Annotated in this window: 13 protein-coding genes; 10 read left to right on the top strand and 3 right to left on the bottom strand. The window is 64.2% G+C overall.

Annotation, left to right across the window (positions count from 1 at the left end; all coding sequences use genetic code 11):
* Positions 1-6 precede the first annotated feature (6 nt).
* Genes FQ746_RS34480 through FQ746_RS34465 form a run of 4 tightly spaced genes read left to right on the top strand, consistent with a single transcriptional unit; the run spans position 7 to position 3,949 of the window.
* Complete coding sequence (locus FQ746_RS34480) at positions 7-1,089, top strand: tartrate dehydrogenase (RefSeq protein WP_144114271.1); 1,083 nt, start codon at positions 7-9, stop codon at positions 1,087-1,089.
* Positions 1,090-1,104: 15 nt separating this feature from the next.
* Positions 1,105-2,577 (top strand): NAD-dependent succinate-semialdehyde dehydrogenase, encoded by a 1,473-nt coding sequence (locus FQ746_RS34475; RefSeq protein WP_144114270.1) that lies wholly within the window; start codon positions 1,105-1,107, stop codon positions 2,575-2,577.
* 14 nt (positions 2,578-2,591) lie between these two features.
* Positions 2,592-3,569, top strand: coding sequence for a succinylglutamate desuccinylase/aspartoacylase family protein (locus tag FQ746_RS34470; RefSeq protein ID WP_260854277.1), 978 nt, complete (start codon positions 2,592-2,594; stop codon positions 3,567-3,569).
* A gap of 35 nt (positions 3,570-3,604) precedes the next feature.
* Positions 3,605-3,949, top strand: a complete 345-nt coding sequence (locus FQ746_RS34465) for a cupin domain-containing protein (RefSeq protein ID WP_144114269.1) — start codon at positions 3,605-3,607, stop codon at positions 3,947-3,949.
* A 46-nt stretch (positions 3,950-3,995) separates the two neighbouring features.
* On the opposite strand, the gene FQ746_RS34460 is transcribed toward FQ746_RS34465, so the two are convergent.
* Positions 3,996-4,790 carry a substrate-binding domain-containing protein gene (locus FQ746_RS34460; protein WP_144114268.1) on the bottom strand — a complete coding sequence of 265 codons (795 nt, stop codon included), beginning with the start codon at positions 4,788-4,790 and terminating at the stop codon, positions 3,996-3,998.
* 209 nt (positions 4,791-4,999) lie between these two features.
* Here FQ746_RS34460 and FQ746_RS34455 point away from each other — a divergent pair, with 209 nt between their 5' ends.
* Positions 5,000-5,668 (top strand): aspartate/glutamate racemase family protein, encoded by a 669-nt coding sequence (locus FQ746_RS34455; RefSeq protein ID WP_144114267.1) that lies wholly within the window; start codon positions 5,000-5,002, stop codon positions 5,666-5,668.
* 75 nt (positions 5,669-5,743) lie between these two features.
* A complete protein-coding gene (locus tag FQ746_RS34450) occupies positions 5,744-6,838 on the top strand; it encodes a LacI family DNA-binding transcriptional regulator (RefSeq protein ID WP_144114266.1) in 1,095 nt (364 codons plus the stop codon).
* Between the two features lie 62 nt (positions 6,839-6,900).
* Here the strand turns inward: FQ746_RS34450 and FQ746_RS34445 are convergent, their stop codons facing one another.
* Both FQ746_RS34445 and FQ746_RS34440 read right to left on the bottom strand, forming a co-directional pair.
* On the bottom strand, positions 6,901-7,605 hold the full coding sequence (locus FQ746_RS34445) for a molybdate ABC transporter substrate-binding protein (protein WP_222105921.1): 705 nt from the start codon (positions 7,603-7,605) through the stop codon (positions 6,901-6,903).
* A 55-nt stretch (positions 7,606-7,660) separates the two neighbouring features.
* Positions 7,661-8,896: an alpha-hydroxy acid oxidase gene (locus FQ746_RS34440; RefSeq protein WP_144114265.1), complete on the bottom strand. Its 1,236-nt coding sequence runs from the start codon at positions 8,894-8,896 to the stop codon at positions 7,661-7,663.
* Positions 8,897-9,195: 299 nt separating this feature from the next.
* Here FQ746_RS34440 and FQ746_RS34435 point away from each other — a divergent pair, with 299 nt between their 5' ends.
* The 4 genes from FQ746_RS34435 to FQ746_RS34420 all read left to right on the top strand — a co-directional run bounded on the left by FQ746_RS34435 (position 9,196) and on the right by FQ746_RS34420 (position 14,169).
* Positions 9,196-10,278 (top strand): lactonase family protein, encoded by a 1,083-nt coding sequence (locus FQ746_RS34435; protein WP_144114264.1) that lies wholly within the window; start codon positions 9,196-9,198, stop codon positions 10,276-10,278.
* Between the two features lie 115 nt (positions 10,279-10,393).
* Positions 10,394-11,683 (top strand): MFS transporter, encoded by a 1,290-nt coding sequence (locus FQ746_RS34430; RefSeq protein WP_144114263.1) that lies wholly within the window; start codon positions 10,394-10,396, stop codon positions 11,681-11,683.
* Between the two features lie 49 nt (positions 11,684-11,732).
* Entirely contained in the window at positions 11,733-12,545 is an 813-nt protein-coding gene (locus tag FQ746_RS34425) for a cupin domain-containing protein (protein WP_144114262.1), read from the top strand.
* 73 nt (positions 12,546-12,618) lie between these two features.
* On the top strand, positions 12,619-14,169 hold the full coding sequence (locus FQ746_RS34420) for a c-type cytochrome (protein ID WP_144114261.1): 1,551 nt from the start codon (positions 12,619-12,621) through the stop codon (positions 14,167-14,169).

The raw sequence follows: 14,169 nt of genomic DNA, 5'->3' as shown, positions 1-14,169 counted from the left end.
AGAAACATGTCGAAGAAATATCGCATCGCAGTCATTCCCGGCGACGGCATCGGTGTCGAAGTCATGCCCGAAGCCATTCGTGTACTCGACGCGGTGAAAGACCGCTTCGGCATCGAACTGGAGTACCAGCACATCGAATGGGCCAGCTGCGATTACTACGCCAAACACGGCAAGATGATGCCGGACGACTGGAAGACGCAACTGCAATCGGCCGACGCGATTCTGTTCGGCGCGGTCGGCTGGCCGGACATGGTGCCCGACCATATCTCCCTGTGGGGCTCGCTGCTGAAGTTCCGCCGCGAATTCGACCAGTACATCAATCTGCGCCCGGCGCGCCTCTTTGCCGGCGTGCCCTCGCCGCTCGCGGGACGCAAAGCCGGCGACATCGACTTCTGGATCGTGCGCGAGAACACCGAGGGCGAATACTCATCGGTGGGCGGCGTGATGTTCGAAGGCACCGAGCGTGAATTCGTGCTGCAGGAGTCGGTGTTCACCCGCCACGGCAGCGAGCGCGTGCTGAAGTTCGCCTTCGATCTCGCGCAGCGCCGCAAGCGCAAAAAAATCACCGTCGCCACCAAGAGCAACGGCATCGCGATCAGCATGCCGTGGTGGGACAAATGCGCGGCCGGGGTCGCCGCGCAGTATCCCGACGTGGCGTGGGACAAGCAGCACATCGACATTCTCTGCGCGCGCTTCGTGCTGAACCCGGATCGTTTCGACGTGGTGGTCGCCACCAATCTGTTCGGCGACATCCTGTCGGACCTCGGTCCGGCCTGTACCGGCACGATCGGCCTCGCACCGTCGGGCAACCTGAATCCCGACCGCAAGTTTCCGTCGCTGTTCGAACCGGTGCATGGATCGGCGCCGGACATCGCGGGCAAGAACATCGCCAATCCGATTGCGATGATCTGGTCGGCCGCGATGATGCTCGACTTCCTCGGCAATCAGAGCGGCAAGGAGCGTGAAGCGCACGACGCGATTCTCGCCGCGATCGAGTCGACCCTGCTCGAAGGCCCGCATACCGGCGACCTCGGCGGCAAGGCGACTACGACCGAAGTCGGCCAGGCCATCGCGAAGAAACTCGGCTAACCGCAAGGATTTTCCATGACACGCACATTCGAACTGGGCGAGTTGATTCGCGCCGACAATTTTATCGACGGCAAATGGACGGCCGCGCAAGACAACGTCCGCTTCGCGGTGACCAACCCCGCCACCGGCGAGACCATCGCCGAGGTAGCCGACAGCAGCCCCGCCGATGCGCGCGCCGCGACCGATGCCGCCGCTCGCGCCCTGCCCGCCTGGCGCGCACTGCTGCCGAAGGACCGCGCGGCCGTGCTGCACCGCTGGCACGCGCTGATCGTCGCGAATCAGGACGCGCTCGGCGCGCTGATCTCGCTCGAACAGGGCAAGCCGCTCGCGGAAGGCAAAGGCGAAGTGGCCTATGGCGCGTCGTATGTCGCGTGGTTTGCGGAAGAAGCCACGCGCATTTACGGCGATCTGATTCCGCAGCAACAGCGCGGCAAGCGGATGACGGCCGTGAAGGAACCCATCGGCATCGTCGCCGCGATCACACCGTGGAATTTTCCGCTCGCGATGATCGCGCGCAAGATTGCGCCGGCGCTCGCCGCCGGCTGCACGGTGGTCGCCAAACCGGGGGAAGACACGCCGCTCACGGCGTCGGCGCTGGTCCTGCTCGCGCACGAGGCCGGGCTGCCGGCGGGCGTGCTGAACCTGATTACGGCGTCGCGCGACCATGCGGTCGCGACCGTCGCCGACTGGCTGCACGACACGCGCGTGCGCAAGATCACGTTCACCGGTTCGACGCCGGTCGGCAAGTATCTGGCGCGCGAGTCGGCCGAAACGCTCAAGAAGCTGTCGCTGGAATTGGGCGGCAACGCGCCTTTCATCGTGTTCGACGATGCCGACCTCGATGCCGCCGTCACCGGTCTGATGGCCGCCAAGTTCCGCAACGGCGGGCAGACCTGCGTGTGTCCGAATCGCGTGTACGTGCAAGCCGGCGTGTACGAACGCTTCGGCGCGCTGCTGGCCGAGCGTGTGGGCGCGCTGAAAGTTGCCCCCGCAACCGACCCGGCCGCGCAGATCGGACCGATGATCAATAGCCGGGCGCTCGACAAGATCGCCCGCCATGTCGACGACGCCGTGACGAAAGGCGCGCGCGTGCTGACCGGCGGCAAGCGCCTCGTCGAACTGGGCCCCCACTACTACGCGCCCACCGTGCTCGCCGACGCAACGGCGGGCATGCTGCTGAACGGTGAAGAAACCTTCGGGCCGATCGTGCCGCTGTTCCGTTTCGACGACGAAGCGCAAGCCGTCGCCGCCGCCAACGACACTCCGTTCGGCCTCGCCGCTTACTTCTATAGCGAAGGGGTGAAACGGATCGACCGCGTCGCGCGGGCGCTCGAGGCGGGCATCGTCGGCATCAACGAAGGCGCGGTCGCGAGCGAAGCTGCGCCGTTCGGCGGCGTGAAGGAATCGGGCTATGGTCGCGAAGGCTCGAAGTACGGGCTCGACGACTATCTGTCGATCAAATACCTGTGTCAGGGCAATCTCGAATGACTGAGGAGATCAACATGACGGCCTATCCGATCGAAGTCGACTTCCCCGATATTTCCGCGCACGAGCAGTCGGCGTCCGGTATCGCGTACGTGCATACGTTCGACTCCGGCTTGCCTGGTCCGCACGTCATGATCAACGCGCTCACGCATGGCAACGAAGTGTGCGGCGCGATCGTCGTCGACGAACTGCTGCGGCTCGGTTTGCGGCCGCGTCGCGGGCGGCTGACGCTGGGCTTCGCGAACGTCGGCGCTTATCTGCGCTTCGATCCCGCGAACCCGGATGCGGCGCGCTTCGTCGATCAGGATTTCAATCGCGTATGGACCGCCGCGGTGCTCGACGACCCGTCGCGTACCTCGAGCGAACTGGCGCGTGCGCGCGAGATGCGGCCCGTCATCGACACGGTGGACGCGTTGCTCGACCTGCATTCCATGCATGAGAAAAGCAAACCGCTGATCGTCGCCGGACCCTTGCGGAAAGGGATCGACCTGGCCGTGCGGCTCGGCACGCCGGCCACGGTGATCTGCGACGAAGGTCATCCGGAAGGCCGCCGGATGCGCGATTACGAAGGCTTTGGCGATAACGCCAGCCCGAAGAACGCGCTGCTGATCGAATGCGGACAGCACTGGGAAAAGGGCGCTGTGGCAGTTGCACGCGACACTACCGCGCGGTTTCTGTTGCTCGCGGGTGTGGTCGACGAAACGGATTTGCCGGCGGGCTGGATGGCGGCGTTGCCGCCGCTGCAGCACATCGTGCGCGTGACGGAACCGGTGGTGGCCACCAGCATGGACTTCCGTTTTGCCGCGCCCTACACGGGACTGGAGATTTTCCCCGAAGCGGGCGCGGTGATCGGCTGGTCGAACGGCGAACCCGTCCGCACGCCCTACGACGACTGCATGCTCGTGATGCCTTCACTGCGGCAGTTGCGCCCGGGCGTCACCGTCGTGCGGCTGGGCAAGGTCGAAGAGACGCTCACCCGCACTTCCGGTCGTTGAAGCGGTTATTCACTCATCAAAAAGGTAGCGCGAACATGAAGGTGCAGCAGATCAAGCAAAGCGTGGGACTGCAGAATCTCGAGGACTGGGGCAAGGCGGGCCTGCCGGGCACCACGCCGATTCAGGTGTCGGGCGTTCAGAAGGTGATCAAGGGCAGCGAAGCCATCGACACCGGCATTTTCGAATGTACGGCGGGCACGTATCGTCGCTCGGTGAAACAGGCCGAAGTCATGCACTTCATCGCCGGGCGGGGTCGCTTCACGCCCGACAACGAAGAGACCGTTCATTTCACGAGCGGCGATACGCTGTTCTTCGAGGCGAATACCGAGGGCCTGTGGGAAGTCGAGGAGACGATGCGCAAGGTGTATGTGATTTTTTGAGGGGTCTTGCGCGCAGGGTTTCGCGGCCTGACTCAGGCCGCGGACCCTAGCGGCCGGCGATCGGGTCGAGTCCCGTCGCCTTCACGTCGGCCTGAGCCGCCGGCGACGACAGATAATCGAGCAACGCCTTCGCCTCCTGCGGATGCGGCGCATTCACCGGAATGCCCGCGGCGTAGCGCGTCACCGACTGCACGTCTTCCGGAATCTTGCCGACGAAAGTCACGCCCGGCACTGGCAGCAATTCCGCCACCTGCTGAAAGCCGAGTTCGTATTCGCCTTTCGCAACCACCGAGGCCACCGGGATCCTGGGCACCATGGTCGCCTTCGGCTTGATCTGCGCCTCGATGCCGAGCTTCGTGAACATCTCGCGCTCGATATACACACCGCTCGCGCTATCCGAGTAAGCGACGGACTTCGCGTGCAGCAGCGTCGACCGGAATGCGTCCACCGTGCCGATATCGGGCTTCGGCGCACCGGCGCGCACCACCATGCCGATGCGCGAGTCCGCGAGTTCGACGCGCGAGGTGGGAACGACCTTGCCGTGCTTGATCAGATCGTCGAGCGCATAACCCACCATGATGACCACGTCGGCGGGCTCGTTGCGGTCGAGCCGGTTCGGGATGGATTCGGGCGCCTTGCCCATCGACGGCCCGAGAATCGTGTCGAGCGTATTGCCGGTTTTTGCGGTGAAGCCGGGACCCAGGCGCTTGTAAGCCGCGGTAAATCCGCCGGACGTCATGACGTGCAAGTCTGCCGCGTAGGCAGACGGTAAGCTGGGGGCAGACGCAAACGTGCCCAGCGCCAATACGAAGGCGATCGATTTCTGTTGAATGGATTTCATCGGTTAAGGGAAAGTGAGTTGTCTCTAAGATTGGGATAAGTACAGCTTCTGCATGCTGCATGCCGCATGCGCCGGCAATCGTGGTTTCGGATCAGATGCGAAGCCAGCACGCGCAACACTCTACTCCGCTCGACCAATCTGCACACAAGCCCCCTCTCAAATTTGTAATCGGTTACAATTTAGACATCGCGTTTTCGACAGGAAAAACCATGTCCCGCATCGTTCTGCTCCATGCCACGCCCGTGGCCATGCAACCCATCCACGCGGCATTCGCGGCGCACTGGCCGGAAGCGGAGACGGTCAATCTGCTCGACGACGGCCTGACCATCGACCGCGCGCGCGAAGCCGACCTGAGCCAGGGCATGATCGACCGCTTCGTCGGCTTCGGCATGTACGGCAAACAAATCGGCGCCGACGGCATCCTGGTCACCTGCTCGGCATTCGGGCCCGCCATCGACGTGCTCGCTTCCCGCGCCGGCGTGCCGGTGCTGAAACCGAACGAAGCGATGTTCCAGGCGGCTATCGCGCAGGGCAGCAAGATCGGTATGCTGGCCACCTTCGGCCCGTCGGTCTCCACCATGACCGACGAATTCGATGCGTACGTACGTGAAGCCGGCGTGCAGGCGAGTTTGCGAACCATCATCGTGGCCGACGCAATCGATCTGCTGCGCAAGGGCGACGTGGAGTCGCACAACCGGCTCGTCGCCGAGCGCGCTCCCGAACTGTCCGACTGCGACGCGATCATGCTCGCGCACTTTTCCACCTCCCGCGCGGCCGAAGCAGTCCGGCAGAAAGTCTCGGTGCCGGTCTTGACGGCACCGGATGCGGCAGTCGCGCAAATGCGCGCGCTCGTCGAAGGCCAGGCACACGAGCGCTAGGCAAAGAAAGCCGTGTTTCAGGCCATAATCACGGCGACCGCATAACTAGATCATTCAGTCAGGAGACGCGAACCCATGGCAACGGAATCCGATCAGCAGGCAGCCGATGGCCGTGCGCGCGTGAACGTCGGCGATGTCGCACGTCTCGCGGGCGTGTCGACTGCGACGGTATCCCGTGTGCTCAACCACCCGGAAGCCGTGCGCGCGGACAAACGGGAGGCGGTGCGCCAGGCGTGCGACGCGCTTGGCTATGTGATGAACGGCGCGGCCCGCGCGCTGTCGCTGAACCGCACGTTCACCATCGGCGCGGTCGTGCCGACCATCGAGACGCAAACTTTTTCACGCTCGCTCAACGCGTTTCAACGGCGGCTGCACACGGCAGGCTACACGCTGTTGCTGGCGAGTTCCGATTTCGATCCGGCCGTCGAAATGGAAGAAGTGACGAAGCTGCTCGGCCATGGTGTGGATGCGCTGATGATCGTCGGACGTACGCACGACCCGAAAATGTGGGAGCGAATCGATCAGCAACGCGTGCCCTGCATCCAGATTCTCGCCATCGATCCGCAGCGCCCGAGCATCGGCTACGACAACGTCGCCATCGGTCATCTGATCGCGGACCATCTGATGCAGCTGGACCATGCGGATATCGGCGTGATCGTCGGTACGCCGCCGACCAACGATCGCGTCACCGACCGCATTCGGGGCATTCGCAAACGTCTGGCCAGCGGCGGCTTCAAACTGCCGGCCGAGCGCATCGTCGACGACGCGTTCACGTTGAACGAAGCGCGCCAGGCGGCGTTGAAGATGCTCTCCGCCACGACCGGCCGGCCGACGGCCATCGTCTGCGGCAACGACCAGCTTGCATTCGGCGTGTTGCTCGCCGCTTCGGCAAAAGGACTGAAGGTGCCGGACGATCTGTCGGTCGTCGGCTTCAACAACTACGACTTTGCTGCGCATCTCGCACCGCCGCTGACCACGGTCAGCGTGGACCTTGCGCAACTCGGCGAGCAGGCGGCGGACTATCTGCTGCGCTGCCTCGACAACCTGCCGCATCCGGCTACATCACCGCGCATCGAGACAGCGTTGATCGTCCGCAGCAGCACCGGACCGGCGCCCGTCAGCGCAACGGGAAAGCGCCGCCAGCGCACGGCGCGTTCTACTGCGGCTTGATGCCGGGTTTGATGCCGGATTTGATGCAAGGCTTGCGGCAAGGCTTAACGCCGGGAAGCCGGTCAAACCGGATCGAGCCCATAGCGGCGATACGTATCGCGCGCGGCGGCATCGTCGATATGGGCGATGAAGCGCTTCGCTTCGTCCAGATTGTCCGTACCAACAAAACACGCCGCCGAAAATGAAAGCGCTTTCTGCGCACCCGGCGGAAACGGTCCGACAATCTCGATGCCCTCGACCGAGAGCAGTTCGCTAATCTGCTGGATCGCGAGATCCGCGTCGCCGCTCAGCAACTTCTCCGCCGCAAGACCATCCTTGATGATCGTTGCGCGTGCATTCAGCGTCTCGGCAATGCCCCATTCGGCAATCAGCTTCCCAAAGTAGATGCCGCTCGCCCCAGCATTCGAATACGCGACCGAACGCGCGTCGAGCAATGCCTCGCGAAACTCATCCACGTTCGCGATACGCGGATGGGGTGCCCCTCGTTTCACCGCGACGCCCAGATTCGAGCTGAGCAACTCGACTCGCGTCGAGGCGTCGGCCATCCCCTTCGCAACGAGTTCATCCATGGCTTCACGCGTGACGAGCAGAACGTCCGCGCGACTGCCCGCGTCGATTTCCCTGAGCAGCACGGAGGTCGGGTTCCACTCGATCTGCACCGCTCCGCCCGACTGCTCGAAGCGCGGTATCACGTCCACGCCGAACGGCGTCTGTACGACGAACCCCGACATCAAACGCACGGGACGACGGGTTGATTGTTGCTGCATGAAAGAACTCCTGCCGGTTTTGATCAGTAAGCCACGGTACACCGCGGCATGCGACTTACGCCACCCGCCGCACGTGCTCGGGCGTCAGCTCGTCGAGCCGTTTGACGCCGACCAGCGCCATGTCGCGATCGATCTCGTCGCCCAGAATTCTGATTGCGTGCAACACGCCATCCACACCAGCTAGCGCCGCGCCGTACAGGAACGGCCGCCCGACGAACACGAAGTCCGCGCCCAGCGCCATCGCCTTGATCACATCGGTGCCGCGGCGAATGCCGCTGTCGATCATCACCTTCATGTCTTTCTTGAACGACACGCACTCTTCCAGCGTTTCCAGCGGCGCGATCGCGTAATCGAGTTGACGGCCGCCGTGATTCGACAGGATCACGCCGTCCGCCCCGCACGACTGCGCGATCCGCACGTCGGCGGGCGTCATGAGTCCCTTGACCACGAGGTTGCCTTTCCAGCGCTTGCGGATCGCTTCGACATGGCGCCACGCGAGCTCGTCGCGCTTGTTGGTATTGCGGACCTTTTTCGACATCATCGGCGGCCCGCGTTCGGCGTCGGTGTTTTCGAAATGCGGCGCACCGTGTTTCAGAAACGTTTGCGCGACCGTGCCGAGCAACCAGCGCGGATGCAACGCGCTTTGCCACATGACCCCCGGCGTCATCCTGATCGGCATGCTGAAGCCGCTGCGGATGTTGTGCTCGCGATTGCCGAGCATCGGCGTGTCGCCGGTCACGACGAGCGTTTCGTAGCCCGCTCGCTCGACGCGCTCGACCAGCCGGTCGATCCGCGGCTGATCGCCCGCCAGATAGGCCTGAAACCAGGCGTGCGGATTCTCGGCGATCACGTCTTCCAGCGTAATCAGCGCGGAGGCGCTCAGGATCATCGGAATCTCGCGACGGCGGGCCGCTTCGGCAAAGCGCAAATCGCCGCGATACGCGACGAAGGCCGACCCGCCGAGCGGCGGAATGCCGAACGGATGCGCGTAACGCTGCCCGAACAACGTGACGCCCTGATCCCGGCCCGACACGTCCACGAACATGCGCGGCAGAAACGCGTAACGGCCGTACGCGTCGCGCGCCGTGCGCACCGAAGTTTGTGTCTCCACGCCCCCGGCCACGTACTGAAAAATCATCGGCGGCAACACGCGCTTCGCGTGGCGCTCGAAATCGTCCAGCGCGAGAAGATCGCGCAGCGCGCGCGGCACCGCCGCCGGCGCCGGCTTGCTGAGGGCTTGCGGCGGGTCTGCGGCGTCGGTCGTGACACCGTTTATTGTAGGGTTCTTCATAGCCAGCTTTTCCTGGTGCTGCCCGACCATCGCGGTCAGGACAGTTGCCTCAATTTGTAATCGATTACAAATTTTAGTGTATTATGGCCTCATTCGGCTCGTCAATGTTGTGCTGATTTCAGCTGACGCCGTCAGGCAGGCTGTTTTATTAAGCCAATCGATACGCTAGACAAGCATTTCTTGCCGAGTAAGCTCGCGACAAATGTAATCGGTGCCATTTTTCAGGTGCTCCGTCAGTCTCAGGATCGATCGGCTTCTACTTCTTCATAGGGAACGCGGCAGGCGCCGTCAGCAGGGTCATGGCAGAAACCTTCGTCTTTGTCTCGAATGCGCAGGATGGCGATATCGGCGGCTACCGGCTCGACCGCGCGCGCAAATCGTTGCTGCCCGTTTCGCGGACCCAGGCGGCCCCGCTGGTCATGCCCATCGTCATCGATCCGCGAACCGCGACGCTGCACGCGGCGGTCCGTCGTGCGCCCTTCGCGCTGGTGAGCTATCGCATCGACACGAGCACGGGCCGGTTGAGTCCGCTAGCGAACACGCCGGTCGCGAACAGCCTCGTGAATCTGCGCCTCGATCAATCGGGCCAATGGCTGCTCGCGGCCTCTTATGGCGCGAATCTGCTGGCCACGTTCAAACTCGATGCACGAGGACTCCCCCACGGCGAGCCGGCCAGCACGCTCGCCGGTGGCGACAAGCCGCACGCCACATTGCCCGATCCGCACTCCGACCTCGTGTTCGTCCCGTATCTGGGCAGCGACCGCATCGCGGCGTACCGTTTCGATGCCGCTCGAGGCCGGTTCGCGAACGAGCCTGCGTACACGTTGCAGGCGCCCTCCGGTTCGGGCCCGCGCCACGCCGTGCTGTCTACGAACGGCCGCTTCCTCTACGTGCTCAGTGAACTGCTGGGCACGGTGACGGTATTCGAACGGACTTCTGCGGACCTGCCATTCGCCGAATTGCAATGCGAGTCGTCGATACCCGCCGAAGCGGGCATGGTGCCGGGCCGCGCGCGCCCGCCCTCCGGCGTCACGCCGGGCGCAGACGACACGCCCCCGCCCGACTCCATCTATTGCGCTGACATTCACCTGTCGCCGGATGGCCGCTCGCTGTACACGTCGGAGCGCACGCGCGGCCTGTTGAGTCACTTCTCGATCGACCCATCTGGCGGACGCGTCACCCGTCTCGACACTGTTGAAACTGTCGCGAGTCCGCGCAGTTTCGCGCTCGATCCGCAAGGCGACTTCCTTATCGCGGCCGGGCAGAACGACACCCGCGTGGCGCTGTACGGCATCGACCGTTCGAACGGTCGGCTCGATCTGCTCGACCACGTGGACGGCGGTCGCGACGCCAACTGGGTCGCCATAGCGAACTTCGCCTGACACGCCGGACAGAACCATGCGGAACTCATCCGAAGCAGTCGGGCATAGAGGCGACGTCGCTAGCGCGAAGCCCGGGCACATAAAAACAGCGAATCAAATTCATTTGGGAGACGAGATGAAAACCGGAAAGTACCGCTATGTCGTGGCCACCCTGCTGTTTCTCGCAGGCGCCATCAACTACATGGACCGAGCCGCATTGGGCGTGGTCGCGCCTATCCTGAAACAGGAACTGAACATCTCGCCGTCGAAGATGGGTTTTATTTTCAGCAGCTTTTTCGTGGGTTATTCGCTGTTCGCCTTCGTTGGCGGCCGGCTCGCGGACCGGTACGGCCCGCACCGCGTGTTTTCGGTTGCCATGGGCGGCTGGTCGCTCGTCTGCGGACTGACGGCGACGGCGGGCGGCTTCGTGTCGCTGCTGTTCCTGCGCACGTTGTTCGGCTTCGGTGAAGGCCCGATGAACGCCACCACCAACCGCACCATCACCAACTGGTTTCCGCGTGAGGAAACCGCCACGATGATCGGCTTCACGTTCTCCGGGCAAACCGTGGGCAGCGCGATTGCCGGGCCGATCGTCGGCCTCACCGCGTACGCGTTGGGCTGGCGGGTCGCCTTCGTCGTGATCGCCGCGCTAGGCCTCGTGTGGCTCGCCGCGTGGTGGCTGTTCGGCACCGACCGTCCCGCGAACAACAAGCGCGTGAGCGCCGCCGAACGCGAGATGATCGAAACCAGCCGGCACAACGCGGAACTCGCGGCCGGCAAGAGCAATGCGCCGCTCAAATCGTTTCTCGTGCGGCCGAGCACGCTCGCCGTCGCCGCGGGTCTGTTCGCCGCCAACTACATGCTCTACGTGTTCATCTCGTGGATGCCGAGCTACTTCACCGATGGCCTGCATCTGAGCCTGCAGGCCATGAGCATCGTCAGCGTGATTCCGTGGTTGTGCGGCGGCATCGGCTTCTTTGGCAGCGGCATCGTCGCGGACATGTTTTTCAAGCGGATGCGCAACAAGCTGCTGGCTCGCAAGATGAGCGCGATCGTGCCGCTGGCGCTGTCGGGCATCTCGATCCTGTGCGTCGGGCACGCGCAGTCGACGGCCGTGATCGTCACGCTCGTGGCGCTCGCGGTGATGTTTCTCTCCGCCGCGTGCCAGGGATGCTGGGCGACGATCCACGAACTGATCCCAGCCGAGCATGTAGGCGGCGTGGGCGGCTTCGTGCATCTGATCGCGAACATTTCCGGCGTGGTCGGGCCGGCCCTGATGGGTATGGCGGTCGAACGCCTGGGCGGCTACGACAGCGGTTTTCTGGTGGGCGCGGGCATCGATCTGCTCGGCGTGCTGGCCATGCTTTTCTTCATCACGTCGCAGGCGAGCAACCGGGAGCCCGCGCTCGATTCGACCCAGGCCTGAAAAAAAACGCGTCAGGCCGTCAACAACGTTGCAAAGGGAGTGCAGGCAAGTGAGTGAAAGTCAGGTAGCGCCGGAGAAGATCGATAACCAGCGCAGAAGCGCATTGCTGCACGGTGCGAGCGCGGCCATCCTTGCGGTCGCTCCGGCGTTGCTGCCCACCCCGGCGCAGGCCGCGAGCGAAAACGATAGCGCACCGGAGACCGATCCGGGTCCGCCGCCCTCGGCGGCCGCGGCGGGCAACCGGGTCGTGCCGACCGCCGAGGAGCCGCGTCACCACGTCGTCATGCAGAACAGCCAGATGCGGGTGATGCGCGTGATGATCCGCCCCGGCGAGTCGACCATGTGGCACGCGCAGAACCTGACCTTCGTCAACACTATCGTCAACGGCTCGCGCGCTTACATCCAGCGCAAGGACGAACACGGCGGCAAGGTGGTCGATATGAAGACCGGCTCGGTGCGCTTCGGCGACTATCAGACGTCGGGCATCGTCGACCAGGTGAGCAACATCGGCGACGCGCTCATTCATCAGATCGCCTTCGAGGTGATCGCGCTCGAACGCGGCAACTATGGCAATGCGGACCGCTCGGGTGTTAGCGCATTTTCACTGGTGCTCGACAAAGCGCGCGTGCGTGGCTGGCGTCTGCGCTTGCAGCCCGGTGAGATTGCCGCGCCGTATCGGCAGTTCGGTCCCGGCCTGCGTGTCGTGCTGTCGGGCGAACGGCTGATCGAGCAGAGCCCCGGCGATATCGGCAAGCAGACCACGCTGCACAAGGGCGATGCCTTCTTCACCGAAGCCGGCACGCGGGTGCTCACGAACGGCGGCGAGACGCCGCTCGAAGTGATGGAGTACGAGTTGCTGTAACACGCGCCGGCAGCGCAGCGCACCCGTCCACAGTCCCACTACGGCCCCACAAGCCGAGCAATCCAACAAGAAGATGCGATTCAGACAAGCTCTTACCGGCGCTGCCCTGGCGGCAGTTGCCCTGCTCCCCGCTTTTGCGTTTGCGCAGGGCGCGGCACCGGCTTTTGCCGGCACGGCCGACTCCACGAGGCTGGTGCCGCCAGTGGCGTCCTCCGCCGCGTCGGCTAACACCGCGTCGGCTAATACCGCGTCGGCTAATACCGCGTCGGCTAATACCGCGTCGGCAACGCCGGGCGTCGCGGATTCTCCGTTGATCGCAGCGGGCCGCTATCTGGCGACCGCGGCGGACTGCGCCGCCTGCCACACCGCGCAAGGCGGCAAACCGTTCGCAGGCGGATATCCGATCAATTCGCCAATGGGCACGATCTACTCGACCAACATCACGCCGTCGAAGCAAGGCGGCATTGGCGATTACACCGAGGCCGAATTCGCGCGTGCCTTGCGCCAGGGCGTGCGCCGTGACGGCCAGCATCTTTACCCCGCGATGCCGTACACCTCGTATGCGGCCCTGACCGACAACGACGTTCACGCGCTTTACACCTATTTCCACGATGCGGTCGCGCCGGTCGACGCCGCCGCGCCGCAAACGAGCCTGCCCTTTCCATTCAGCGTGCGGGCCTCGATGTCGCTCTGGAACGCGCTGTTCCTCGACAGCGCACCGTTCAGGCCGGACCCGCATGTTTCACCGCTGATCAATCGCGGTGCTTACCTGGCCGGCGCGCTCGAACACTGCGCCGCGTGCCACACGCCGCGCAACGCGCTAATGGGACAGAACGACGCGCGCGCATTCGCGGGCGGTTCGCTCGGCAGCTGGTACGCGCCGAACATCAGTTCGGACCCGGTCAGCGGCATCGGCGGCTGGACCGATGCCGAACTCACGCAGTATCTGAAAACCGGCTTCGTACCCGGCAAGGCGCAGGCCGCCGGACCGATGGCCGAAGCGATCGACCACAGCCTGCAACATCTGAACGACGGCGATATCGCCGCGCTCGTCGCGTACCTGAAACAGACGCCGCCGATGCACGACGGCGAAAGCGCCACGCGCTACACCTACGGTCAGCCGCTGAACGAAGCGGCCTTGCGCGGCAACGACGCCAAACCGCCGCGCGGCTGGCAGGTATTTTCCGGCTCGTGCGCGGCCTGTCACCAGGCGAATGGCGGCGGTCTGAGCAATCACGACTACCCGTCGCTGTATCACAACACGGCGACCGGCGCGGCCAATGCCGACAACCTGATCTCCGTGATCCTGTTCGGACTTCAGCGCGATGCGCACGGCAAGCCGGCGTTCATGCCCGCGTTCGGTCCGGGCGCGAGCTTCACCGACCGCCTGTCCGATCAGGATGTTGCCGATGTCGCCAACTTCGTGCTGCATCAGTACGGCAATCCGGCCGTGACGGTTAGCGTCGCGGACGTCGCGACGATTCGTCAGGGCGGCAAGCCGCCGCTGATTGCGCAAGCCGCTCACTATGCGATACCTGGGCTCGTTGTCCTGCTCGTCGTGATCGTGCTGCTGGTGCTGGCGCTGTCGCGCCGGAAAGCATCGCGCAAGCGCGTGCGCGCCTGA

Origin of the sequence: Paraburkholderia sp. BCC1886 (genome assembly GCF_900996245.1) — a bacterium.
Taxonomy (GTDB): Bacteria; Pseudomonadota; Gammaproteobacteria; order Burkholderiales; family Burkholderiaceae; genus Paraburkholderia.
Note: the sequence above shows the minus strand (reverse complement) of the source record. Positions and strands in the feature narration are given on the sequence as shown.

Coding starts and splice junctions, on each gene's coding strand:
- FQ746_RS34420 (WP_144114261.1), top strand. CDS start 12,619: ATGCGATTCAGACAAGCTCTTACCGGCGCTGCCCTGGCGGCAGTTGCC.
- FQ746_RS34480 (WP_144114271.1), top strand. CDS start 7: ATGTCGAAGAAATATCGCATCGCAGTCATTCCCGGCGACGGCATCGGT.
- FQ746_RS34435 (WP_144114264.1), top strand. CDS start 9,196: ATGGCAGAAACCTTCGTCTTTGTCTCGAATGCGCAGGATGGCGATATC.
- FQ746_RS34465 (WP_144114269.1), top strand. CDS start 3,605: ATGAAGGTGCAGCAGATCAAGCAAAGCGTGGGACTGCAGAATCTCGAG.
- FQ746_RS34475 (WP_144114270.1), top strand. CDS start 1,105: ATGACACGCACATTCGAACTGGGCGAGTTGATTCGCGCCGACAATTTT.
- FQ746_RS34450 (WP_144114266.1), top strand. CDS start 5,744: ATGGCAACGGAATCCGATCAGCAGGCAGCCGATGGCCGTGCGCGCGTG.
- FQ746_RS34445 (WP_222105921.1), bottom strand. CDS start 7,605: ATGCAGCAACAATCAACCCGTCGTCCCGTGCGTTTGATGTCGGGGTTC.
- FQ746_RS34470 (WP_260854277.1), top strand. CDS start 2,592: ATGACGGCCTATCCGATCGAAGTCGACTTCCCCGATATTTCCGCGCAC.
- FQ746_RS34440 (WP_144114265.1), bottom strand. CDS start 8,896: ATGAAGAACCCTACAATAAACGGTGTCACGACCGACGCCGCAGACCCG.
- FQ746_RS34430 (WP_144114263.1), top strand. CDS start 10,394: ATGAAAACCGGAAAGTACCGCTATGTCGTGGCCACCCTGCTGTTTCTC.
- FQ746_RS34460 (WP_144114268.1), bottom strand. CDS start 4,790: ATGAAATCCATTCAACAGAAATCGATCGCCTTCGTATTGGCGCTGGGC.
- FQ746_RS34455 (WP_144114267.1), top strand. CDS start 5,000: ATGTCCCGCATCGTTCTGCTCCATGCCACGCCCGTGGCCATGCAACCC.